The organism is Shewanella sp. N2AIL, assembly GCF_022690845.1.
Classification (GTDB): domain Bacteria; phylum Pseudomonadota; class Gammaproteobacteria; order Enterobacterales; family Shewanellaceae; genus Shewanella; species Shewanella baltica.
The window spans coordinates 22581-45227 of the sequence record NZ_JALBYT010000002.1 but is presented as its reverse complement, the minus strand read 5'-3'; the positions used below and the strand labels follow the sequence as shown (position 1 = coordinate 45227).

Below are 22647 nucleotides of genomic sequence, written 5' to 3'. Positions count from 1 at the left end.
AGCAGGTATACAACGAATAGGAAACCGCGAAATCTATGCTAATCAAACGCATATGCTTCGCAATCATGGCACTAGTGATTATGACTAGCGCCGGTTGCGGTTTTAAGCTTCAACGCAGTTATCAAATCCCCGATGTCCTCAATCATTTGAGTTTGAGCAGCGCGGATGAATACAGCGAACTCACCCGTTTAGTACGAGAGCGTCTGCGCTTGAACAATATCCAAGTTGTCGACGCCGCCGATGACGTTCCAGTATTAAGGTTAATCACCGACTCCCTAGAACGCTCGACCTTATCTTTGTACCCCACAGGTAACGTCGCCGAGTATGAGCTGATTTATTTAGTCGAATTTGCTGTGGCACTGCCGGGCAAAGAAGCGCAGCCTTTCAAGGTTGAAATTCGCCGCGATTACTTAGACGATCCCCGTACCGCATTGGCAAAGAGTCGTGAAATGGAATTGCTGACGAAGGAAATGCGTATCCAAGCTGCGGATCGTATTCTGCAAGCGATGGCCAGTACTGAGGTGAATTAATGCGGGTCATCAATTAAATGCGGATAATCTACTAAATGAGAGTCTATCCCGATCAACTATCCCGCCACCTTAACCAGTTATTTCCTTGTTATCTGATTTTTGGTGATGATCCTTGGTTGATTGAAACCACCAAAGATCAGATCCGCCAATTTGCCAAACGTCAGGGTTTCGATGAAAAAGTCCAACTCATTCAAGAGACGGGCTTTAATTGGAACGACTTGACTCAGGAATGGCAGGCCATGAGCCTGTTTTCCAGTAAGCGTCTGATTGAGTTAACCCTTCCACAATCTAAGCCCGGTGCCGAAGGCTCAAGCACACTGCAAGCCCTATTGCAGACGCCCAATCCCGATATGCTGTTGATTATCGAAGGGCCAAAGCTCGCCAACGAGCAAACCAACAGCAAATGGTTTAAGACCTTAGATGCCCATGGCATGTATCTGCCCTGCGCCACGCCAGAGGGCGATCAGTTTATGCGCTGGCTCGATGGCCGCATCAAGCACTTTAAGCTCAATCTGCAGCCTGATGCCCGCGCTATGTTGCATTCGCTGTATGAAGGCAATTTACTGGCCGCCGATCAAGCCATGCAGTTGCTGCAACTCCTGAGCCCAACAAATCCCGTCAGTGCCGATGAACTGAGCCACTATTTTGAGGATCAGTCACGTTTCACTGTATTCCAACTCACGGATGCATTACTGAATAATAAACAAGATAGCGCGCAGCACATGCTGGCCCAGCTCAATGGCGAAGGCACAGCCTTACCTATCCTGCTGTGGGCCTTGTTTAAAGAGCTCGGCTTGTTATTCAATTTGAAATGCGAGCAAGCCCAAGGCGTCGCGCTGAGTGCGCTCTGGAGTAAACATCGAATTTGGGATAAACGTAAGCCTCTGTATCAAGCGGCGCTGCAACGACTCAGCCTCGAACAGCTCGAACACATGCTCGCCCTTGCCTCAAAACTTGAGCTCAACTTAAAGCAGCAGGGTAAAGAGGATTGGACTGGGTTGAGCCACCTGTGTCTATTATTTGATCCTCGAGCCCATCGGCATCTGGCACATATAGCCATAGACTAATCATAGGTTAACCAAAGAGTTGATATGCGCATTGGTATTTTAGGCGGCACCTTCGACCCGATACACTATGGTCATATCCGTCCGGCGATTGAAGTGAAACACGCATTAGCCTTGGATAAAATCCTGCTGATGCCTAACCATATTCCGCCCCATAAACAGCAGCCTAATTTAACCACAGCTCAGCGGCTTAATATGGTTGCCGATGTCTGCTCGCAGCTTGATGGCTTTGAGCTGTGCGACATCGAAGCTAAACGCGACACGCCTTCCTACACAGTTATCACCCTTGAGCAACTGAAAAGCTTACATCCTGAAGACGAGCTGTTTTTTATCATGGGGATGGACTCTTTCCTCCAATTAAAAAGCTGGTATGAGTGGCAACGCCTATTCAACTTTGCCAATCTCGTTGTCTGCCAACGCCCGGGCTGGCAGCTCGATGCTGCGCATCCTATGCAGCAGATATTGACGGCCCGCAGTCAAGCGCCCCAAAAAACACACGAAGGGCATGCTAAAAGTACCCATAAAAACAGTGGGCAGATTTTCCCTGTGACAATTACGCCACAGGATATTTCCTCGACTCAAATCCGCGAACAACTGGCAAAAGGCGAAATTCCCGCCGATTTACTCATGCCCGTCACGCTAGATTACATCCAAAATCAACGACTTTACTTACCTTAGCTCGAACCGTAAGCAGATATCGCCAACTCAACTGCCAATGGCAATGTATTCCCAGCAGCAACACTGGTATACTACCGCGCTATTTAAAATTAATGAGGTACGCCAGCGTGCAGAGCGCGGAATTAAAACAGTTTGTTGTCGACAAGATCGACGACTTGAAAGCCAGAGACGTTGTTGTTCTGGATGTCAGCAAGCAATCTAACATCACTGACTACATGGTCATATGTTCAGGTACATCAAAGACTCACGTTAAAGCTATCGCCGAAAACCTTGTGGTTGAAGCGAAAAAAGCCGGTATTCCACCTTTAGGTGTTGAAGGCCGCGAAAGCAGCGAATGGGTTCTTGTGGACATGGGCGATGTGATCCTGCACGTTATGCAAGATCAAACCCGTGATTTCTACCAGCTTGAAAAGCTCTGGTCAGAAAAGCAAGACTGATGAAGTTACAGCTCATCGCAGTAGGAACACGGATGCCCGATTGGGTTACCCGTGGTTTCGAAGAATACCAGCGCCGTTTTCCCCGTGATATGGCGCTGGAGCTCATCGAAATACCCGCTGGAAAGCGGGGGAAAAATGCCGACATTGTCCGGATCCTTCAAAAGGAAGGCGAACAAATGTTGGCGGCTATTCCCAAAGGCAATCATATTGTTAGCTTAGATCTCCCCGGAAAAAACTGGACGACCCCCGAGCTAGCAACCGCGTTGACTAAATGGCAACTGGATGGTCGCGATGTCAGTTTACTGATTGGTGGACCGGAAGGATTAGCGCCAGCTTGCAAAGAAGCGGCAAACCAAAGTTGGTGCCTGTCGGCATTAACCTTACCTCATCCCCTAGTACGGGTTGTGGTCGCCGAAAGTTTGTACCGCGCGTGGAGCGTGAACACGAATCACCCCTACCATAGAGAATAGCGGGATCTTGATGTTAACGAGTGTCAACCACCCGTCATGGGATCAGCCGGAGATAGCATAAGTGTCGCCAAAAAAGCGGATAACAATGCATGATCACGCCGCCGAGGCGTCTCTTTTTAAGCGCCGAGCGCTATTCACCTTTTTTTGCGTTTTCGCCCTATTAAGCGTGTTAGTCACCAACCTTTATCATTTACAGGTTGAATCCTATAAGGATTATGAAACTCGCTCGAATGATAACCGTATCCGCGTTGTCCCAATTGCTCCTAGCCGTGGTCTCATTTACGATCGTAACGGCGTACTATTAGCTGAAAACTTACCCTTCTATTCACTCGATCTGGTTCCCGAAAAAATCAGTAACATGTCAGAGACCCTAGATGAGCTCGGCAAGTTAATTGAGATCAGTGAGGATGAGCGTGAAACCTTTACCGAAGCGCTGAAATTTCATCGCCGCTTCAAACCACTGACGCTGAAAAACCAACTGACCGAAGAGCAAGTGGCGATTTTCAGTGTTAACCAACATAAATTTCCAGGCATTTCCGTAGAAGCGGGCCTGAAGCGTAATTATCCCTACGGCGCGCAAATCACCCATGTGCTGGGTTATGTTGGCAAGATTAATACCCGAGATCGCGCCCAGTTAGAGCGCAGCGATCTGTGGAAAAACTATGCGGCTACCAAAGACATTGGTAAGCAAGGCATTGAAAAATTTTATGAATCCCTACTGCATGGCAAACCGGGTCACTTAGAAGAAGAAGTGAACAACCGCGGCCGCGCGATTCGCACCTTAAAAATTGTGCCACCAGAGCCGGGGCAAGATATTTACCTGACATTAGATCTCAAGCTGCAGCAAAAAGCAGTTGAGCTACTCACAGGTCTGCGCGGTTCTATTGTTGCAATCGATCCCCGTGACGGTGGCGTTTTAGCTATGGTGTCGAGCCCAAGCTACGATCCAAACCAATTTGTGCAAGGGATTAATAACAAAGATTACAGCGCCTTACTCAACGATAAATCACGCCCCTTGATCAACCGCGCGACCCAAGGCCAATATGCGCCCGCATCAACCATCAAGCCCCATCTCGCACTCTTAGGTTTAGATGAAAAAGTCATTACCGAGAGCACCCGTGTGTGGGACCCAGGTTTTTGGCAGATTCCCGGTGTTGAACGTAAGTACCGTGACTGGAGACGCTGGGGACACGGCTGGGTTAACGTTTACAGTGCCATTACCGAATCCTGCGATACCTTCTTCTACGAACTCGCCTACAAAGTTGGAGTAGACCATATTGCCCGCTTTATGGAGCAATTTGGCTTTGGTCAAAATACCGGAATCGATATCTTTGAAGAATCTTCTGGCAACATGCCATCCAAAGAATGGAAACGCTTAAAGTACAATCAAGCTTGGTACATAGGCGATACCATTTCCGTCGGCATTGGCCAAGGTTATTGGACTGCAACCCCATTACAACTGGCGAATGCCGTTGGGATCATGGCTAACAAAGGCCGTCGTTTTCCGCCGCATCTGCTGAAGTCCATTAAAGACAATACGGCCAAGATTGACTCACCGATTAATGAGTTACCGCCGATTGAGCTTAATAGTCCCCGTAACTGGAATATCATCAACGAAGCGATGCGCCAGACGGCGAATAAATCACGCTTCACCGATGCCACTTACACCGCCGCGATGAAAACCGGTACGGCGCAGGTTATTGGCGTAGCAGAAAATACCAAATACGATGCGAGTAAAATTGCCGAACATTTCCGCGATAATGCCTTAGTTGTGGCCTATGCGCCCTTCGAAGATCCTAAAATCGTCCTCGCCGTCGTGATGGAAAACGCGGGTTGGGGTGGCGCAAATGCTGGCCCTGTCGCTCGCGCCATGCTCGATGAATATATGCTTAGAGATACTTGGAAACCGCAACCATGAGTACCCATAGCCAATATCAAAACATCTGGCAACGCTTGCACATAGACTTGCCATTATTGCTCGGCCTATTGGCTGTGATGGGCTTTGGCCTGTTCGTCATCTATTCTGCCAGCGGCGAAGATTTAGAGATGATGGAGCGGCAGCTGTTCCGTATGGTGTTGTCGCTCGGCATCATGTTCACTATGGCGCAAATCAATCCTGAGGCGCTTAAACGCTGGGCCTTACCCATTTATCTGGCGGGGATTGTCTTGCTGCTTGGGGTGCACTTTTTCGGTGAAATCAACAAAGGCGCACAGCGCTGGTTGAACTTAGGCTTTATGGAGTTTCAACCCTCAGAGCTGATTAAACTCGCCTTCCCTATCACTATGGCTTGGTATATCAGTAAGTTCCCTCTGCCGCCGAAGAAACGCTATCTTGCGGGTGCGGCGGTGATCTTGCTGGTGCCGACTCTACTTATCGCTAAACAACCCGACCTTGGCACATCGATTTTGGTGGCCGCATCGGGCATTTTCGTGCTGTTTTTATCGGGCATGAGCTGGCTCATTGTTGGTGGCTTTATCGCCGCAGTGCTCGCCTTCCTGCCTATCCTTTGGTATTTCTTGATGCACGATTACCAAAGAACACGGGTATTGACCCTGCTCGATCCTGAGCAAGATCCCCTCGGCGCGGGTTATCACATTATTCAGTCGAAAATCGCGATCGGCTCCGGCGGACTCTGGGGCAAAGGTTGGCTCGACGGCACTCAGTCGCAGCTTGAATTTATCCCTGAACGTCATACCGATTTTATCTTTGCGGTGATCGGTGAAGAATTTGGTTTAATTGGCAGTATCTTACTGTTAATTATGTACCTTTATATTATTGGCCGCGGCTTAGTCATCGCTTCACGCGCCCAAACCAGTTTCGCTCGACTACTGGCCGGTAGTATCACGCTGACTTTTTTCGTTTATGTTTTTGTGAATATTGGCATGGTTTCAGGTATCCTGCCCGTGGTAGGTGTACCACTGCCCCTTGTCAGTTATGGTGGAACCTCCATGCTGACATTGATGACAGGGTTTGGCATTCTTATGAGCATTCATACCCATAGACGTTTCGTAGATAGATAATTTTTAGGGACTTTTCATGCCTACTCTCCGAGCTTTTTTAGCTCCACTCGGTTTACTGTGTTTTAGCTCATTGTTAGTCGCCTGTACCACGGCGAACGAACCGACACCCGCGCAGGCACCCGTTCCAAGCACGCCAGTGACTCCGGCCACTGAAATCGCGCCCACAATTCCCGCTGAACTCAAAGAAGAGTTTATCCAAGCTCAAGTAAAACAAGGTTTTACTCGTGCAGAAGTGCTCGCTTTTCTCGACAAGGCAAAATACAACCAAGGGGTTATTGATGCGATGACCCGTCCATGGGAAGCAAAACCTTGGCATGTGTATTATCCCATCTTCTTAACCGAGAAACGCCTCGACGCTGGTCTCGCCTTTTGGAAAAAACACGAGAAAACCATCGCAAAAGCGGCGGCCAAGTACAAAGTTGACCCACAGATTATTGTCGCCATTATCGGCATTGAAACCTTCTACGGCCAATACACGGGCAATTATCCTGTGATTGATGCCCTCTATACCTTAGGGTTTCACTATCCGCCGCGCGCCACCTTTTTCCGTAAGGAATTTGGCGAGTTAATGAAGTTAGTAAAAGAAGAACATTTAGATATCGATACCCTCAAGGGCTCCTACGCGGGTGCTATGGGTTATGGCCAGTTTATCCCCTCAAGTTACCGCCATTACGCGGTTGATTTCGATGGCAGCGGCAACCGCGATTTATTACAAAGTCCTGAGGATGCCATCGGCAGTGTGGCCAATTATTTCCACGAACACGGTTGGCAAGCCAATGCGCCGGTCGCTTTACCGTTAGTGAACAACAGCAAAACTGCACCTAAAGCGAAAGTGTGGGCAGGTGAAAAGCTGAACTATAAAGTTGCAGATATTTTAACGCCGACCTTAGCCTTAGCCGATGCGCGGGACTTAGATGTTTCGCAAAAAGCCTTACTGATTGAGCTTGAACAAGCGGATCACAGTGACTACTGGCTTGGCTTAAATAACTTTTATGTGATCACTCGCTATAATCGTAGCCCTTTGTATTCAATGGCCGTTTATCAATTTAGCCAACAATTAAAAGAACAGCATGCCTCTAAAAAATAATCTTTTACAGCTTGCCGCCTTGGTTATGTGCTTCGCCCTTGCGGCGTGTTCTTCAAGCCCAAACAACGCCAGCAAGAAAAACATGGACCCGAACAAGGGCCGTTATTCGCTGAAGAATGACAAGCTGCCGCTGAATCCACCGAATGTGGATAATGTGCCGAACGCGACGCCTAAGTACGAACCCTATAGCCGCCGTGGTAACAAACCCTATACGGTTTACGGTGAGTCTTATACTGTGATGAACACGGGCCAAGGCTTTAGTGAAACTGGCCGCGCCTCTTGGTATGGAGAGAAATTCCATGGCTACGAGACTTCTAATGGCGAGCCCTATGACATGTATTCCATGTCGGGTGCCCATAAGACACTGCCACTGCCAAGTTACGCTCGGATCACTAACTTAGATAACAATAAGCAAGTGATCATTCGCATCAACGACCGTGGACCATTCCACTCAGATCGTATTCTCGATGTCTCCTATGCCGCCGCCTATAAACTCGGTATGCTCGGCAAAGGCACAGCGCGGATCAAACTGGATGTGGTTTATGTTGGCAGTGTTGCAGCCACTAATTCTGGCGTAGTCAGCGCGCAAGATACGGGCAACCATTACATTCAGTTAGTGGCCTCCAAAGATAGGGCCAAACTCAATGCCATGGCGAAAGAGCTTGAACAGAAATATCAGGTCAAGACCCGTGTACAAGCGGCAAACAATATGTTTAGACTACAGCTCGGCCCCATAGGTCAGCCAGAGTTAGCCGACAAGCTACTCAATAACGTCAAGCAAAATGGTTTTCCTGAGGGCTATATCGTCCATGAATAATGACCGTTTGCTCTGATCAGAATTGATTTAAAAATAGAGATGAAGGAACCTTCACTAAAACCCACTGTCGGAAAGTGGTACACTGTTGAAGATCTTCTCGAATCCTTTCCATTTCATACAACTAAAAGACGTGCCAAGTTAATGATGAATTTTGTAAAAAGTCCCATTAAAACATTGCTGCTAATTTCCAGTGCCTCTCTCCCCGTTTATGCTGCGCAGCCTATTATTACACCTGATGCACCTTCAGTAGCCGCCAAGGCGTTCGTATTGATGGATTATAATTCGGGTCAGATTATCGCTGAAAGTAACGCTTATGAAAGCCTTAACCCAGCCAGTTTAACTAAGATGATGACCAGTTACGTGATCGGTCAAGAAATCAAAGCGGGCAATGTCTCCGTTGATGATGATGTGACTATCAGTAAAAATGCTTGGTCTAAAAACTTCTCTGACTCTTCTAAGATGTTCATTGAAGTGGGCACTACGGTTAAAGTGGGCGATCTAAACCGCGGTATCATCATTCAATCGGGTAACGATGCGTGTGTGGCGATGGCTGAACACATTGCAGGTACTGAAGGCGCCTTCGTTGACATGATGAACTCATGGGCGAAGCAACTGGGGATGCGTGATAGCTACTTCGAAAACGCCCACGGTTTAGATGCAGAAAACCACAAATCCACCGCCTATGATATGGCATTACTGGGCGCAGCGTTAATCCGCGACGTGCCAGATGAATACCACATCTATAGCGAAAAATTCTATACATTCAATGGTATCAAACAATACAACCGTAATGGTTTATTGTGGGATAACAGCATGAACGTGGACGGTATAAAAACCGGTCACACCTCAGGTGCGGGCTACAACTTAGTGGCATCGGCAACCAAAGACGGCATGCGTTTAATTTCAGTGGTGATGGGCACTCAAAGTGAATCAGCCCGTAAAGCTGAAAGTAAGAAATTACTGACCTATGGCTTCCGTTTCTTCGAAACAGTAACACCATACAAGGCGGGTGATAGCTTTATCACTCAGCAAATTTGGTACGGTGACAAGAGCACGGTTGATTTAGGCGTGGCAACTGACACACCTATCACCATCAGCCGTGGCCGTGGTAAAGACTTGAAAGCAAACTTCGAGCTGACTAAACCATTAGATGCACCTTTAAAGAAAGGTGAAACTGTTGGCCGTCTATTCTTCCAACTTGATGGTAAAGACATCGCCCAGTTCCCACTGGTGACGTTGCAAGAAGTCAACGAAGGCAGCTGGTTTAGTAAATTAGTAGATTACTTTAAACAGATGTTTTCTGGATGGTTTAGCTAAGCTAAGTCACATAAATAAAGCCACCTTCGGGTGGCTTTATTTTTTTGGGGAGTGCATCGCCCTTGAATCGGGTATAATCGTCACCATATATATCCCAATATAGCCGCTAAGAGTACTGAGTATGTTAGACACTAAATTTGATGAACTGATGGATTTCCCCTGCGCATTTCCTTTTAAGGTCGTCGGTGAAGCCCATGAAACGTTAACTGACAAAGTTGTGGCTGTGGTACAGAAACATGCACCAGGTGATTACTCACCGTCGACCAAAACGTCGAGCAAAGGCAGCTATCACTCCATCACGATTCGCGTGACAGTCACCAGCAAAGATCATATCGAGATTTTGTACACTGAACTTGCCGCCATTGAAGGTGTACGCCGCGTACTATAAATATTCCTCAAGGCCATGAAATGTGATCTGTCTTACATTTATGGCCAATAAGCGTATAATAGCCCACTCATTTCTAAGGGGAGAGGTTGCCCTTGCAAGACACGACTTTGCACATTCGACATCTTGGAAAACAAGATTACGAATCAGTGTGGCATGCGATGCAGCATTACACTGATACGCGCGACAGCGAAAGCCATGATGAACTGTGGATTGTCGAGCATCCGCCCGTGTTTACCCAAGGCCAAGCCGGCAAAAGCGAGCATATTTTAAATGCTGGCGATATTCCGGTTATCCAAGTGGACCGCGGCGGTCAAGTCACTTACCACGGCCCAGGCCAACTAGTGGTATATCCTCTTCTCGATATAAAACGTAGTAAAGTCGGCGTACGTCAACTCGTCACCCATATAGAGCAAAGCATTGTCGATATGCTCGCCAAGTACGACATTAACGCTTATGCCAAGGCCGATGCGCCAGGCGTATATGTGGATGAACGCAAAATCGCCTCCCTAGGATTACGCATTCGTAAAGGCTGTTCATTCCATGGATTAGCCCTCAATGTCGACATGGATCTGGCGCCATTTCGCCGCATCAACCCTTGCGGTTATGCCGGACTTGAAATGGTGCAATGCAAAGCGCTTGGCGGACCACAAACCGTGATTGAAGCGGGCGAGCAACTCACCATTACTTTTAGCCAATTACTGGGCTATCAACACCTAGTTCATCATCAAGGATTAGCAGCGTCATGAATAGGCCTGAACGTTTACAACCCGGAGTAAAATTAAGAGATGCCGATAAAGTGTCTCGTATTCCGGTCAAAATCGTCCCCTCAGAGCGCGACACTATGTTGCGTAAACCCGATTGGTTACGGGTTAAACTGCCGGCATCGAATCAACGCATTTTAGAGATCAAGCAAGCGCTGCGTAAAAATGGCCTGCACTCGGTGTGTGAAGAGGCATCTTGCCCTAACCTCGCAGAATGCTTTAACCACGGTACTGCTACCTTTATGATTTTGGGTGCGATTTGTACCCGTCGTTGCCCATTCTGCGACGTGGCCCATGGTCGTCCGCTTAAGCCTGACGCCGAAGAGCCGGTTAAATTGGCGCAAACAATCCGCGATATGAAGCTTAAATACGTGGTTATCACTTCGGTAGATCGTGACGATTTACGTGATGGTGGCGCCCAGCATTTTGCCGATTGTATCCGCGAAATTCGCAAACTGAATCCAGATATCAAGATCGAAACCTTAGTGCCTGATTTCCGTGGTCGTATCGATGCCGCCTTAGATATTTTGTCAACTGAGCCGCCTGATGTGTTCAACCACAACTTAGAAACGGCGCCAATGCATTATCGTAAAGCGCGCCCGGGTGCGAATTACCAATGGTCGCTCGATCTGCTCAAACGCTTTAAAGAGCGTCATCCAAATGTGCCAACTAAGTCAGGCCTGATGATGGGACTGGGTGAGACCAACGAAGAAATCGCTCAAGTATTACGTGACTTGCGCGCCCACAACGTTGAAATGCTGACCTTAGGCCAATACCTACAGCCGTCTAAGTTCCACTTGCCGGTTGAACGTTATGTGCCACCAGCAGAGTTTGACGAGCTTAAAGCCTTAGCCGATGAGCTAGGTTTTACCCATGCAGCCTGTGGCCCATTAGTGCGCTCAAGCTACCATGCAGACTTGCAGGCCCAAGGTAAAGAAGTGAAATAATCTTCTTGCTCAGATGCGGATAACCTTGATGCAAACTTCAGGTGATGCTGAGTTTAAGTGAGATAGAGTTCAGGGTTATCCAAATAAAAAACAGCGCTTAAGCGCTGTTTTTTATGGCTGTGTTTTGTGATAGCGACTTATCACAATCGTTCGCGTTGCTATCGTTTTACGACATGAATGCTAATGCTCAGCTTATTCTTGGGTTATCGCTAAATCCATCAAGATAGCGTCTTCTTTACCGCCTGCTATTGGGTAGTAACCTTTGCGGCGTCCTGATTCAATAAAGCCGGCCTTTTGATATAAAGCGCGAGCGGCAAGATTGGATTCTCGCACTTCTAGCATAAGCACCACGGCGGCTGATGCCTTGGCCGAAGCCACCACAGCATTCAGTAATAACTTGCCGTAGCCTTTACCCTGCTGGCTTGGTAATAGGCAAATATCCAATAAAGTCACTTCATCGACAATTTGCTGCACTATTGCAAAGCCTAAAAGTCCATCGACAGAATCCGGATCTGAAGCCGCGTTAGTATTAGCATCTGATCCTGCACTCAGCTTTAAACCTAAAACACGGTACAAATGCCCGAAACAATCGGCAAGGTTCCCCTCACTCATGGGGTGGCTATGGGCCATAGATTCAAGCTGCGCCATTTGCGGAACATAGGTTGGTGTCAGCGCGACCAGTTCCACAGGCAAACCTAAGTTGAGTTGTGTGGCAAGCAGCGCTGCGAATGAGCTATCGACTGAAGGGGTGTTCAAAGCATCTATTCCAAAATATTCGTTATTAAACTGTTCTGTGTTCGGGAGACTTATTTAAGACTGACTTCAATATGCTTTATCAGATATGAGCTATGACTTAACCACAGCTTGGCCGCTAACTTGCTCGCGCCATTGGTAAATCTGCTGCCAGAGCGCGCTTTTAGCCTGCCAACCCACTAATAAATCGGCTAAGGGTTCAGACACTAACCATGCGGTGCGTGGCCTGACTTTATGGCGGCGCAAATCCCAGACAATCTGTTTACCCGTATGGGGCTCACAATCAAAATCACATTCTTCGCGTTTGACGTCGATAAGCTTGAGCACAGCGTCGATAAGCGGTTCAGCCTCGGGTAACTCACCGTGTTCATCCCAAATCACTAAATAAGGTTTCACCTTAGTGTCGCGCACTCGCCAAGTTGTCACATTCATGGCGGTTAAATAGGCTGATTTATTCATTAGGGTCAGTTTTATTCAATTAAAGTATCGACTCACAATATGCCGCTAGGATAGCAGTTCTGCCTAGGCATTGTTACTGCCACGCGGCTAATGGAGCTGATATCAAGCCGATTAATGGCAGCACCATTACGGCGTTTAACGCAGGAATGTTCAATCGGATTTATAGATGTATAAAATCTAATTTACTCATTTTACATTTAATATCAGAAGATTAGACTGAACACACTCAGTAAGACAATAGCAGGAGAACGCCATGATAAACATAGGTATCAATCAAGCCAACAGAGAAGAAATCGCCGCTGGCCTCAACCAACTCTTGGCCGACAGCTACAGCCTGTATCTTAAAACCCACAGCTTTCACTGGAATGTTACCGGCCCCATGTTCACTAGCCTGCATTTGCTATTTGAACAGCAGTATACCGAACTTGCCCTTGCGGTTGACCTTATCGCAGAGCGGGTACGTGCATTAGGTGCCAGAGCGCTAGGGTCCTATTCGGCCTATGCCGCGCTGACCGAGATTAAAGAAGACCTGGGCGTCATCAAAGCCGAAACCATGATCCGCGAACTGTTAAACGATCAAGAGTTAGTGATCCGTAATGCCAGAGCCCTGTATCCACTGGTGAATCAAGCCAATGACGAAGCGACTGCGGATCTGCTTACCCAACGTATTCAGCTGCATGAGAAAAATGCCTGGATGCTACGCAGCTTATTAACGGAATAATTCGCTAACCGTATTATTGCGCTAGTCAAAACAAAAAAGTCGCAAAGCGGTTACGCTTGGCGACTTTTTCTTTAAAGCGACATGACTCAAGTTTAGAAGTGCTTAGATTTAGAGGCACTTAGATTTAAAAATACATAGGTTTAGAGGCGCTTAGATTTAGAAGCACTTAAATTTAGAGGTACTTAAATTTAGAGGTACTTAAATTTAGAGGTACTTAATCCAAGCCTGAGTGCTGTGTTTTTTATACTCGCTAAACCGCTTAACGGGATAATACAGCGCGATGACTAACACGCCCGCGATAAACCAAACCCATCCCATGTTGCTCACGCCAAAGTACTCACCATGGTTTGCGCCAAAGATGAATTTCGCCAAAGTATAGAGCAGTAACAGCACGTACAAATGTAAGATATAGAAGAACATAGGGACTGAGCCAAACACAGACAACCCATGGCCGACTCGCGCTAATCTCTCACTACCACTCTCGCCCGCTTTTCCTGCTGATGAAAAGTGTCGCTCAAACACCACCAAGCAGAAAAACATGCCGCCTAACGTCACCAGTAAAAAGCTTAATGATGGTGGGTATTTAGTTAAGTTGAGTACCGACATTAAGGTTTCACCCAAATGTGCCCCCGCCTGCCAAGGCAAGGTTTCGCCATAGATGTTAAACCCGCGTAGCAATGCAAAAAGTACCCAACAGCTTATCCCTAACTTCAGCAGTGTTTGCTGGCGCTGCGAGGCTTCAAGCGAGTTACCATTCGATTTCTGAATGAAAATAGGCCCAGCGACATAACCCAGTAAAATCACGCCCATCCAAGGCAGCGCGGGATAACTCACTTTGATCTTAAGCGCACCTTCGCTAATCAGATATCCACGATCGTGCAATATGGTCCACAGACCGTAAGCCCATTCACTCGGCTGAAAATGAATGGGCGTCAACAGATTATGACCAAAGACAATCGCGAAACCTAAAACAGCCATCCAAGGTCTAGGCAGATTTATCAGCGCAGCCAGCGTTAACATGCTCAGGCCGATCACCCAAATGACCTGCAACCAAAGCGTATGGTAGTTGCCCATCCAAGAGATGTTGATCACTAAGATTTCGAGCGCGATTAAAAATAAGCCACGTTTAATCAAAAACGCCCGCGCTGAACGCGGCTGTCCATGACTGCGATTGGCATAAAGCCAAGCTGAAATGCCCGTTAGAAACACAAACACTGGCGCACAAAAATGCGCGGCAAAGCGGCTTAGAAAAAGTCCCCAAGAGGTCGAACTCAAATCCATGGGGTCGCTCACCTGCATATGCAGGAAAAACCGTTCCCGCACATGGTCGAGCAGCATGATGAGCATCACCAGGCCGCGCATCATATCGATACTATTGATACGACTCTTGATACCAGTTCGGACGATAGCTGGAGTCGATTCTTGCTCGGCAAAACCTGACGGTAATTCAGGACTTGTGTTTATATTCGAGCAGATATTAGAACTGATATTAGAACGGCTAATGTTAGAACTCATAGCTGACACTCACTTTAATGCTACGTGGCTCACCGGGTACCGCCCAAAGTGCCGAATAACTGCTGGCGATATAGTGCTCATCCAATAAGTTGTCCAGATTGACGCCAAGGATAAAGTTGTCGCTCAAGTGCGTATTCATAAACACTCCAAGCAACTGATACGACGGTAATTGGAAACTCGGATCGGCAGAATCACCCAGACGAGAATCCACATAACGCCAACTCATGCCTAAATGTCCATCGATAGAAAATGCATTCAAATCCCGCTTCAGCATCACGCTCGCAGTATGTTTTGGCACATTAACCAGAGGACTTCCCGCAGGAATAAGCACGCCCCAGTCGGGATTCAAGCTGTCGTTGGCTGTGCGGGTATTCAAATAGGCGTAGGATAATTTGGCCTGCAAATCCTCCGTCAGCTCGGCAACTAAATCGAGTTCAACGCCGCTACTTTTTGCTTTACCTAAGGTGGCGGAAAATCCGACATTGACTGGATCTGAGGTCAGAATATTGCTCTTTTGCGCATCAAACACCGCCAAGCTGCCACTGACTGCTATGCCGTTCTCAGCTAAGCCATTAAACCAATTGCCATTAAACTTCATCCCTAGTTCAACTGACTTGCTCTCTTCGGCTTCGAAGGGCTGACCTGCAAAGTCGGTTCCAGAAAGCGGTAAAAAGCCTTCAGAATAAGAACTATAGAAACTTAAGGCATCGGACCATAAATACACCAGACCGACTTTAGGGCTAACCCTGCTATCGTTTTGCTCTGATAACGTATTTTTAGCAACTTCACTGATATCTTGCTGATAGCTATCGAACCTTAACCCAAGATGCAGCTTCCACTTTTCAGTGAGATCCATTTGATCTTGCAGGTAAGTCCCCCACGCCTTTTGGGTTTCATTATTCTCATACAACAAGCTCACCTCTGGCTGAGGTCCACCATATTGAGGCTCATAAATATCAATGGCATATTCGCCCTTTTTGCCGCGATAGCGATACAATCCTGTCTTTAAACTGTAGTGATAGGCATCGGCGCCGAGCAGCAAATTGTGGCGAATAAAACCCGTATCCACATGGCCACTTAACTCTAGACGCAGTGAATTATCCTCGGAGGCATAATCGCGGTATCTGTGCTGTCTGGTAAGCGTGCGACCATCATCAAATAGCGATTGTCGACCCTTTGCCAACTCGGCATCGGACGAATAGCCCTTCAAACTCGAATCACGATAGTTATAGCCCGCAGTGAGTGACCAATCATCATTTAATTCATAGTCATAGGTCAGCTGGTGCCCAGTGGCATTGACCACAGTTGCGCCATCATTAGGCTCACCTAAATAACGCGAGCGTGGCACAGTATTGATATCGTTGTTGAGCACAATAATGCCGCGATCGAATAACTGTTCCTGCTTGAGGTATTCCATTTCATAGAGTAGCGAGGCTTTATCGGAAATCTGCCAACGCACTGACGGCGTGACGATTTTTTTATCGCTGAACACATAATCGCGAAAACTATCGTGTTCCTGCCACGCGCCGTTAATTCGAAATGCCACATTGTCGGTCAAGCCGGAAGTCACATCTCCCTCTAATCGATATTGGTCGAAACTCCCTGCCGATGCCTTTAAATAACCACTGGTTTGATACTGAGGTTTCTTAGTCACAATATTGACTGTACCGCCGGGCTCAGAGCGGCCATAAAGCGCCGAACCTGGGCCTTTTAAAATCTCAACATAGGCCACATTCGATAAATCTCGATGACCACTAAAACCTCGACCACCATTAAAGCCATTGATTAAATAGCCCGATGGCATGTTTTCGTTGCCCGGAAAGCCGCGCAGGGAAAAGCTATCCCACAAACCGCCGCCATTGTTTTGCCGCGCCACACTGGCGGAATAATCCAGTACATCTTGAAACCGCGTCAGTCCCGCATCTTTTATCAATTGCTCGTCTAACACACTGATCGCTTGCGGAAGTTCAGTTGCAGACACATTGCCACGGTAAGCTTGGCGATAGTGGATACTTAAACGCTCAATGTCAGTCTCTAAAATAGCATTACCAGATTGAGCATCCTCCGCAGCCAACAACATTGAAATAGGATTGAGTACAAACAAGGCGCCCAGCAACAGCGCAGCGCGCTTGGGAATATAAAAAGAGGTCATTTTCACTCCGAAAATAAACAGCATCGGCGCCTTAGCTAAGCCAAGGCGCTCAAAGTTAATTAAGATAAATTGAATAAACAGTAACTTATGCTGTTAACGGCGGAGCACGACTATTGAAGAAACGACTAAAAGGTCGCTTAAAGGAAATGGCTTGGAACTCAACCGAAATATAACTCTGCTGAGCCAATTGAAAATGAAAGGGCGTACTGGTTATCGCATGTTGCAACTGGTGCTGATGTAAGCACAGCGAACAATGGGACTTAGGGTCTTCATTAGCATGGGAAATACTGTGAACAGCAATGGCCACAGACAATAGCACCAACATGGCAGCAAGCCATATCGCTAGGGTGCGTCTTGTTTGCATCACACTATTCAAACCATACTTCCTCAAATAATTTGGCAGGCGATTGTATGTTAAGCACAACTAAAGTTGCAAACCGATTTACCTAAGCCGCAGGGCTTAAATGTTACAAGAGGTATACGACAGTTTTGTGAGAAACAGTATTTGTGAGAAATGGCGATAACCGCGAATGAATAGAGAGGGCGCTGAATATATTGAGGCTAAATGGCAGACAAAATAAAACGGCTCGCATATTTCTATGCAAGCCGTTGTTTTATTTGGCAGGGGTGGCAGGACTCGAACCCGCAACCATCGGTTTTGGAGACCGCTGTTCTACCAATTGGAACTACACCCCTGTTGACGTGGGGCATTATGCTAAAAGCACTTCCAAAGGTAAAGTACTTTTTATGACAAAACTCATTAACTGAAGGTTTTTCAAACAAGTTAGCCAGTTACTGTTGAATTAAGTGCCACAGAGATTAAAAAGCCGCCGTATATTGGGCTTAATGTTTTAATGGATACATTAGCAAGAGAGTTAGCGCCCAAATGCTCCAAGGCAAATCACTGCGATAAAGTCGACGGATATGGCTGTTTCGGCAAGTTTTGGGCCGCTTAAGGGTAAAAGCCACGCATTTATCGAAAAAAGATCTGAGTTCGATTTATAAAATCGGCGTTTTATAGTATAAGCATCGTCAATTTCATACACAGCTCGACGGAACCAAAATGTCAGACAAATTTTTCTTTAAAGGCCGTAGAACGCCTAAACCTAAGCATGAGAGCTTTGGCTACAACACTAAGCGTATTGCTAAACCGGGTACAGAAGCTTTCCCTCTGCAATTAATTGTTGCCGATGAAGCGCGTAAACTCGAAGTTGCCGCGATTGTTGCCGAACACCAGCTGTTCGCCAATATCGAAGTCAATGCTGATGTTGCTGAAGATATCCTTGAATTAGAAGGTTTATTGAATAAACCTAAGACCACAACGTTCGAGAAGAAACCAAATCGTAACGAGCCTTGTGCTTGTGGTAGCGGTCAAAAATTCAAGAAGTGCTGCGGCAAGTAAACGCCTTAATCAGCGAAAAATAGATAGGGACTTTTACTAAGACGTTTTTGTGCGTCGGGAATAGCCCCTTTTCTGCTCCATTTTAGTTTCTTCCCCCACAGCTAATCCTCTAGCTTTGAGATAAAAATCCGCTGCAAATCGTTATTCCACAGCTGAATAATTTTGCGGGTCTTTTCTTTATTCCAAAAACATTTGCCAAATATAATCAAACCCGCACCTTCAAAGCAGCGTTTATCTTCTATCTCAAATTGCGCTAATAATGGCTGTTTTATCCCATCGATAGGAATGCCGATATCTTTACTGTCGGCCGGATTAAGCCAGCTCATCGTCGGGTCAGTGTGGGATATCGTGCCCCAATACATGTGGGGTTTGTTGTCGAGCGGGTCGGCATCGGCAAAGTTGACGAACAGGTTCTTCGCCCGCCAACGGTATTTACGCTCACTGTCTGTGTATACCCAGAGATCAGACTTCGCCAGATCAGTACCGCGCAATAAACTGTGCAGTAACTTTTCGAGCCCTTGGCTTGGTACCCGCTTCTCGGTTGTGCACGCCGCAGTGTTAACTTGGTAGTCTGTTTTCGACTCTTGCACTTGAGCATCCATTAACGATGCAACAGGTACTGGTGGCGACTCAGATATAGCAGATGACTCAGATATAGAAGACGACTTAGCCGTTGGCGCTGTTTTACTTTCGGATGGCACGGTTGGCGCTTTGTTTGCGGGAGAATGGCGGCGGGGCTTGCGACTGAAATCGATCATTAACGCATCGGCGTCCACCAGCTGCTGATGCACTTCGATGGCATCTTGCTCCTCGCGGGATTTTTGCGCTGAGGGTTTAAATTCAATGCAATCGGCTTGGTGATAACGCGAGCCGAAACAGGCGGCTTTGCCATCCTTTGAAGCTTTACGAAAATACGCTTTACCGCCGCACGCGGGGCAGATTAACCATTGCCGCAAACGCTCAATATCGTCATCGGATAATTGTTGAAACTTAAAAACACTGTAAGTGGTTCTCGCTGTTAAATGATCCTCTGTTTCGAGTTCACAAATGGCATCTAACATAGCGTTCTCCTTTATTTTTATCTGTTGGCACTGATGATCACAAAATCACTAAGCCTAGGCATTTACCCCAAGGGTAATCATCGCTAACAGGATCAACATGCCCAGCACGCGGTAAATCAAACCTAAGGTACTGGTGCCCTGCGAGCTCATATCCGAGTGTGATGGCCTGATGTTTTCCTTTGCGGCATCTTGGGTTTTGCGCTTCATTCAACATCCTTAAAATATTTCGCCAATGGCGCCGCTAGACTCAAGGGGATTAACGGCGCGGCTTTTGTGGCACTCGATGCATGATAAAAAGGCGTCAGCTGAGTGATTAACGCATTGAAACACATGAGTGCCGCCAAGGCATCGGCGGCGGCATAATTGATTTGCGCGCCAGATAATGGCACATGCTGCCAATTTGATAGGGTGATTTTTTTCGGTTTATCGATACGAGTGCCCAGCAGAGTCGCCACCAACTGGCGCGTCCCCATTTCTTTCTCCGCCCCAAGTTGCGCCAGTGCCCAGTTTAAATCTAACTTTGAAGTGACATTGATGCCCCATTGCCGCTTGAGGGCCTGCGCATCGCTGCGTAAACCGACGCCGACTTTGAGTATATTTTCATCTTCTAATACGGTTTTTAACTGGGTGAATTGCTCACCTAAAATGGCATGTTGAAATAGATAACAAGCGTCCGCTGTCGCGATTTGGATAAGGCTCAGGGGATGTTGTACGCCGCGCTCAAAACTCGCACGGGTTTCAGTATCAAAACCTAAGACTTGCTCAGCCTGTAATCGCGTGACAACCGCATCGAACTCCGATGGTTGAACCACTTCAATGTGGATCTGTTGAAATTCAAAGGCAGCTAGTGCCGCCATATCAGCATCATCGATACGAGTCGCTAAGGCAATACGCTGCTGCAACCACAAATACGCCAAATGACGCTGCGCTTGCCGCTGAGTCTGAGTCTTAGAATTGGTGGGCGTGTCAGTCTCGGCCGCCACCTCACCTTCTAACTGCTCTCCCTCTAACACCTCGGTCGATGCATTGAGCTTATCGAGATAAGCAGTGCCCGCAGCATCCATTGCCGCAATCAAGCCGTTGGCATCTTTACCAAATTCTTTGCGTAACCAAGCCAACTTACTCGGGGAGATACAGTATTTCATTAACTTCATCTTCGCCCTTCCTTGTTGAGTTAATCCTCGATTGTCGATGCGCGCACCTCACTCGCCACGCAGTTTCTGTATCCCTGTCATCACAGCGAGTGCGACTGCGCCAGCAACGACGCCAAATAGGCCATTGAGCACACTTGGCGTCAGCACGGCAAGCACAGGTCCGACAAAACTCATCGCTGCGACGGCTTGCTCAGCATGCTGGATTTGCTCGCCAATCATGTGTAAGCCATGGGTTAAAATCCCGCCGCCCACCATAAACATGGCCGCAGTGCCGATAATGGTTAAACTTTTCATCAGCACAGGGGCGGCGCTCAATAAACCAAAACCCAGTTTACGGTTCATTTGCGTTAAGGCCGACTCGCCTTCACGCTGACTCAAGTACAAACCCGCATCGTCCATTTTCACAATCGCGGCCACTAAACCATACACACCTATGGTCATGATGATCCCGATAACGGATAAGGTGAAAAACTGCGTCGACAGGGATTTGTCCGCCACTATGCCTAAGGTAATCGCGATAATCTCCGCCGATAACACAAAGTCGGTGCGAATCGCACCTTTGACTTTTTCGGCCTCGTAAGCGGCTAAATCTTTGATGTCTGGTAGCTCACGTTCCTCTTGCGTTTCGCTGTGTGGCTGGCCTTTTCTGTGGCTATAGCTGTGATGCAGTTTTTCAAATCCTTCGTAACATAAAAACAGACCACCAAACATCAATAACGGCGTTACCGCCCAAGGAATAAAGGCGCTGATTAACAGAGCCGCAGGCACTAAAATGCATTTATTACGAAACGATCCCTTAGCTACCGCCCAAACAACGGGCAATTCACGATCGGCGCTTACGCCAGTCACTTGCTGGGCATTGAGGGCTAAATCATCCCCCAGTACACCCGCGGTTTTCTTTGCCGCCACTTTACTCATTACCGCTACGTCATCCAAAATCGATGCGATATCGTCAAGTAAGGTTAATAAACTTGCGCCAGCCATGCTAAATCCCTCTACCAATCATCTATAAACCATTCTGCTTTTGCCATAGTAGCTTAGTTAGATTAGTGGCGTATAGCGAAATGCTTTCTAACTTAACTGCTTCAGTTACTTAGGTTATTGGGATCACTGACTCATGTCGACAAGCCTGCAATCTAGATCACACCTAAGGCTGAATTGCGCCACATTATTTATCGGAAAAGAGTATACTAAGCGCAGAATTTTTTACTCATTTGCCGTTACAGGATGTCAACATGACTCAAGATGAAATGAAAAAAGCTGCCGGTTGGGCCGCACTCAAGTACGTTGAAAGAGACAGTATTGTTGGTGTTGGTACTGGTTCGACTGTGAATCACTTTATTGATGCACTGGCAACCATGAAAGCTGATATCGAAGGCGCAGTCTCTAGTTCTGAGGCATCAACTCAGAAAATGAAAGCGCTGGGTATTCCCGTTTATGACTTAAACAGCGTTGATCGTTTATCTGTCTATGTGGACGGTGCCGATGAAATCAACGACCGTATGGATATGATCAAAGGCGGCGGCGCGGCGTTAACTCGCGAGAAAATTGTTGCGGCTGTGGCTGAAAAGTTTATCTGTATCGTGGATAACACTAAGCAAGTCGACATCCTAGGTGAATTCCCACTACCAGTTGAAGTCATTCCTATGGCGCGCTCTTATGTGGCACGTCAGTTAGTTAAGCTAGGCGGCGATCCAGTGTACCGTGAAGGCGTTGTGACCGATAACGGCAACGTGATCCTCGATGTGTACAATCTTAAGATCCTTAATCCAAAAGAATTGGAAAGTCAGATCAATGAGATAGTCGGTGTAGTCACTAACGGTCTGTTCGCTAAACGCGGCGCAGATGTGTTGTTAGTCGGCACCCCTGATGGCGTAAAAACCTTTACCGCCGAATAAGTTAAGCGTTAACAC

At 47.3% G+C, this 22647-nt stretch carries 25 protein-coding genes and 1 tRNA gene; 16 read left to right on the top strand and 10 right to left on the bottom strand.

The features are described 5' to 3' along the window. Nucleotides 1–35 precede the first annotated feature (35 nt). The 13 genes from lptE (at nucleotide 36) to lipA (ending at nucleotide 11517) form a co-directional block, all read left to right on the top strand. Complete coding sequence (gene lptE / locus MO387_RS01880) at nucleotides 36–530, top strand: LPS assembly lipoprotein LptE (RefSeq protein ID WP_006086960.1); 495 nt, start codon at nucleotides 36–38, stop codon at nucleotides 528–530. Between the two features lie 35 nt (nucleotides 531–565). Then, entirely contained in the window at nucleotides 566–1597 is a 1032-nt protein-coding gene (gene holA / locus MO387_RS01875) for a DNA polymerase III subunit delta (RefSeq protein WP_012587018.1), read from the top strand. Between the two features lie 24 nt (nucleotides 1598–1621). Further along, the gene (nadD, locus tag MO387_RS01870) at nucleotides 1622–2272 is read left to right on the top strand and encodes a nicotinate-nucleotide adenylyltransferase (RefSeq protein ID WP_242325951.1); all 651 of its coding nucleotides are present in this window, start codon (nucleotides 1622–1624) and stop codon (nucleotides 2270–2272) included. 107 nt (nucleotides 2273–2379) lie between these two features. Beyond that, the gene (rsfS, locus tag MO387_RS01865) at nucleotides 2380–2709 is read left to right on the top strand and encodes a ribosome silencing factor (protein WP_006082751.1); all 330 of its coding nucleotides are present in this window, start codon (nucleotides 2380–2382) and stop codon (nucleotides 2707–2709) included. Then, the gene (gene rlmH, locus MO387_RS01860) at nucleotides 2709–3179 is read left to right on the top strand and encodes a 23S rRNA (pseudouridine(1915)-N(3))-methyltransferase RlmH (RefSeq protein WP_006082752.1); all 471 of its coding nucleotides are present in this window, start codon (nucleotides 2709–2711) and stop codon (nucleotides 3177–3179) included. The genes rsfS and rlmH overlap by 1 nt, the downstream gene beginning before the upstream one ends. Nucleotides 3180–3240: 61 nt before the next feature. Beyond that, nucleotides 3241–5097: a penicillin-binding protein 2 gene (mrdA, locus tag MO387_RS01855; RefSeq protein ID WP_006082753.1), complete on the top strand. Its 1857-nt coding sequence runs from the start codon at nucleotides 3241–3243 to the stop codon at nucleotides 5095–5097. Continuing rightward, entirely contained in the window at nucleotides 5094–6200 is a 1107-nt protein-coding gene (gene rodA / locus MO387_RS01850) for a rod shape-determining protein RodA (RefSeq protein ID WP_006082754.1), read from the top strand. Before mrdA ends, rodA begins: the two co-directional genes overlap by 4 nt. Nucleotides 6201–6216: 16 nt before the next feature. Beyond that, entirely contained in the window at nucleotides 6217–7287 is a 1071-nt protein-coding gene (gene mltB, locus MO387_RS01845; protein WP_107948766.1) for a lytic murein transglycosylase B, read from the top strand. After that, nucleotides 7271–8104, top strand: a complete 834-nt coding sequence (locus MO387_RS01840) for a septal ring lytic transglycosylase RlpA family protein (RefSeq protein ID WP_012089943.1) — start codon at nucleotides 7271–7273, stop codon at nucleotides 8102–8104. Before mltB ends, MO387_RS01840 begins: the two co-directional genes overlap by 17 nt. 141 nt (nucleotides 8105–8245) lie before the next feature. Further along, the gene (locus MO387_RS01835; RefSeq protein WP_012089944.1) at nucleotides 8246–9421 is read left to right on the top strand and encodes a serine hydrolase; all 1176 of its coding nucleotides are present in this window, start codon (nucleotides 8246–8248) and stop codon (nucleotides 9419–9421) included. Between the two features lie 121 nt (nucleotides 9422–9542). Further along, nucleotides 9543–9809, top strand: coding sequence for a DUF493 family protein YbeD (ybeD, locus tag MO387_RS01830; protein WP_006082758.1), 267 nt, complete (start codon nucleotides 9543–9545; stop codon nucleotides 9807–9809). A gap of 92 nt (nucleotides 9810–9901) precedes the next feature. Next, nucleotides 9902–10555, top strand: coding sequence for a lipoyl(octanoyl) transferase LipB (gene lipB, locus MO387_RS01825; protein WP_006082759.1), 654 nt, complete (start codon nucleotides 9902–9904; stop codon nucleotides 10553–10555). Continuing rightward, complete coding sequence (gene lipA, locus MO387_RS01820; RefSeq protein WP_006082760.1) at nucleotides 10552–11517, top strand: lipoyl synthase; 966 nt, start codon at nucleotides 10552–10554, stop codon at nucleotides 11515–11517. Before lipB ends, lipA begins: the two co-directional genes overlap by 4 nt. Before the next feature lie 192 nt (nucleotides 11518–11709). Here lipA and MO387_RS01815 read toward each other — a convergent pair whose 3' ends face one another. Together MO387_RS01815 and MO387_RS01810 are read right to left on the bottom strand one after the other, a co-directional pair. Then, entirely contained in the window at nucleotides 11710–12273 is a 564-nt protein-coding gene (locus MO387_RS01815; RefSeq protein WP_107948768.1) for a GNAT family N-acetyltransferase, read from the bottom strand. 90 nt (nucleotides 12274–12363) lie between these two features. Next, nucleotides 12364–12729 (bottom strand): hypothetical protein, encoded by a 366-nt coding sequence (locus MO387_RS01810; RefSeq protein ID WP_107948770.1) that lies wholly within the window; start codon nucleotides 12727–12729, stop codon nucleotides 12364–12366. A gap of 253 nt (nucleotides 12730–12982) precedes the next feature. On the opposite strand from MO387_RS01810, the gene dpsA reads away from it, so the two are divergent. Then, complete coding sequence (gene dpsA, locus MO387_RS01805; RefSeq protein WP_107948772.1) at nucleotides 12983–13450, top strand: DNA starvation/stationary phase protection protein DpsA; 468 nt, start codon at nucleotides 12983–12985, stop codon at nucleotides 13448–13450. A gap of 204 nt (nucleotides 13451–13654) precedes the next feature. Here dpsA and MO387_RS01800 read toward each other — a convergent pair whose 3' ends face one another. The 4 genes from MO387_RS01800 to MO387_RS01785 form a co-directional block, all read right to left on the bottom strand. Continuing rightward, nucleotides 13655–14965 carry a heparan-alpha-glucosaminide N-acetyltransferase domain-containing protein gene (locus MO387_RS01800; protein WP_107948774.1) on the bottom strand — a complete coding sequence of 437 codons (1311 nt, stop codon included), beginning with the start codon at nucleotides 14963–14965 and terminating at the stop codon, nucleotides 13655–13657. Further along, the gene (locus MO387_RS01795; RefSeq protein WP_107950293.1) at nucleotides 14955–17117 is read right to left on the bottom strand and encodes a TonB-dependent siderophore receptor; all 2163 of its coding nucleotides are present in this window, start codon (nucleotides 17115–17117) and stop codon (nucleotides 14955–14957) included. Before MO387_RS01795 ends, MO387_RS01800 begins: the two co-directional genes overlap by 11 nt. Before the next feature lie 85 nt (nucleotides 17118–17202). Continuing rightward, nucleotides 17203–17493, bottom strand: a complete 291-nt coding sequence (locus MO387_RS01790; protein WP_071938423.1) for a DUF2607 family protein — start codon at nucleotides 17491–17493, stop codon at nucleotides 17203–17205. A gap of 243 nt (nucleotides 17494–17736) precedes the next feature. Next, nucleotides 17737–17813: transfer RNA gene (locus MO387_RS01785), tRNA-Trp, on the bottom strand. 367 nt (nucleotides 17814–18180) lie between these two features. Here MO387_RS01785 and MO387_RS01780 point away from each other — a divergent pair. Then, the gene (locus MO387_RS01780) at nucleotides 18181–18519 is read left to right on the top strand and encodes a PBPRA1643 family SWIM/SEC-C metal-binding motif protein (RefSeq protein WP_107948776.1); all 339 of its coding nucleotides are present in this window, start codon (nucleotides 18181–18183) and stop codon (nucleotides 18517–18519) included. A gap of 101 nt (nucleotides 18520–18620) precedes the next feature. Here the strand turns inward: MO387_RS01780 and MO387_RS01775 are convergent, their stop codons facing one another. From MO387_RS01775 to MO387_RS01760, 4 genes are read right to left on the bottom strand one after another with little or no spacing between them, the layout of a single operon-like run. Further along, nucleotides 18621–19580 carry a hypothetical protein gene (locus MO387_RS01775; RefSeq protein ID WP_107948778.1) on the bottom strand — a complete coding sequence of 320 codons (960 nt, stop codon included), beginning with the start codon at nucleotides 19578–19580 and terminating at the stop codon, nucleotides 18621–18623. Nucleotides 19581–19634: 54 nt separating this feature from the next. Next, complete coding sequence (locus MO387_RS01770; protein ID WP_199908748.1) at nucleotides 19635–19787, bottom strand: hypothetical protein; 153 nt, start codon at nucleotides 19785–19787, stop codon at nucleotides 19635–19637. After that, nucleotides 19784–20734 carry a 3'-5' exonuclease gene (locus tag MO387_RS01765; protein WP_107948780.1) on the bottom strand — a complete coding sequence of 317 codons (951 nt, stop codon included), beginning with the start codon at nucleotides 20732–20734 and terminating at the stop codon, nucleotides 19784–19786. Before MO387_RS01765 ends, MO387_RS01770 begins: the two co-directional genes overlap by 4 nt. Nucleotides 20735–20782: 48 nt before the next feature. After that, nucleotides 20783–21718 carry a DUF808 domain-containing protein gene (locus MO387_RS01760; protein WP_107948782.1) on the bottom strand — a complete coding sequence of 312 codons (936 nt, stop codon included), beginning with the start codon at nucleotides 21716–21718 and terminating at the stop codon, nucleotides 20783–20785. Between the two features lie 251 nt (nucleotides 21719–21969). On the opposite strand from MO387_RS01760, the gene rpiA reads away from it, so the two are divergent. Further along, nucleotides 21970–22632, top strand: a complete 663-nt coding sequence (rpiA, locus tag MO387_RS01755) for a ribose-5-phosphate isomerase RpiA (RefSeq protein ID WP_006082772.1) — start codon at nucleotides 21970–21972, stop codon at nucleotides 22630–22632. The last annotated feature ends 15 nt before the right edge of the window (nucleotides 22633–22647 follow it).

Coding starts and splice junctions, on each gene's coding strand:
- lptE (WP_006086960.1), top strand. CDS start 36: ATGCTAATCAAACGCATATGCTTCGCAATCATGGCACTAGTGATTATG.
- holA (WP_012587018.1), top strand. CDS start 566: ATGAGAGTCTATCCCGATCAACTATCCCGCCACCTTAACCAGTTATTT.
- nadD (WP_242325951.1), top strand. CDS start 1,622: ATGCGCATTGGTATTTTAGGCGGCACCTTCGACCCGATACACTATGGT.
- rlmH (WP_006082752.1), top strand. CDS start 2,709: ATGAAGTTACAGCTCATCGCAGTAGGAACACGGATGCCCGATTGGGTT.
- rodA (WP_006082754.1), top strand. CDS start 5,094: ATGAGTACCCATAGCCAATATCAAAACATCTGGCAACGCTTGCACATA.
- mltB (WP_107948766.1), top strand. CDS start 6,217: ATGCCTACTCTCCGAGCTTTTTTAGCTCCACTCGGTTTACTGTGTTTT.
- MO387_RS01840 (WP_012089943.1), top strand. CDS start 7,271: ATGCCTCTAAAAAATAATCTTTTACAGCTTGCCGCCTTGGTTATGTGC.
- MO387_RS01835 (WP_012089944.1), top strand. CDS start 8,246: ATGATGAATTTTGTAAAAAGTCCCATTAAAACATTGCTGCTAATTTCC.
- ybeD (WP_006082758.1), top strand. CDS start 9,543: ATGTTAGACACTAAATTTGATGAACTGATGGATTTCCCCTGCGCATTT.
- lipA (WP_006082760.1), top strand. CDS start 10,552: ATGAATAGGCCTGAACGTTTACAACCCGGAGTAAAATTAAGAGATGCC.
- MO387_RS01810 (WP_107948770.1), bottom strand. CDS start 12,729: ATGAATAAATCAGCCTATTTAACCGCCATGAATGTGACAACTTGGCGA.
- dpsA (WP_107948772.1), top strand. CDS start 12,983: ATGATAAACATAGGTATCAATCAAGCCAACAGAGAAGAAATCGCCGCT.
- MO387_RS01800 (WP_107948774.1), bottom strand. CDS start 14,965: ATGAGTTCTAACATTAGCCGTTCTAATATCAGTTCTAATATCTGCTCG.
- MO387_RS01795 (WP_107950293.1), bottom strand. CDS start 17,117: ATGACCTCTTTTTATATTCCCAAGCGCGCTGCGCTGTTGCTGGGCGCC.
- MO387_RS01780 (WP_107948776.1), top strand. CDS start 18,181: ATGTCAGACAAATTTTTCTTTAAAGGCCGTAGAACGCCTAAACCTAAG.
- MO387_RS01775 (WP_107948778.1), bottom strand. CDS start 19,580: ATGTTAGATGCCATTTGTGAACTCGAAACAGAGGATCATTTAACAGCG.
- MO387_RS01770 (WP_199908748.1), bottom strand. CDS start 19,787: ATGAAGCGCAAAACCCAAGATGCCGCAAAGGAAAACATCAGGCCATCA.
- MO387_RS01765 (WP_107948780.1), bottom strand. CDS start 20,734: ATGAAGTTAATGAAATACTGTATCTCCCCGAGTAAGTTGGCTTGGTTA.
- MO387_RS01760 (WP_107948782.1), bottom strand. CDS start 21,718: ATGGCTGGCGCAAGTTTATTAACCTTACTTGACGATATCGCATCGATT.
- rpiA (WP_006082772.1), top strand. CDS start 21,970: ATGACTCAAGATGAAATGAAAAAAGCTGCCGGTTGGGCCGCACTCAAG.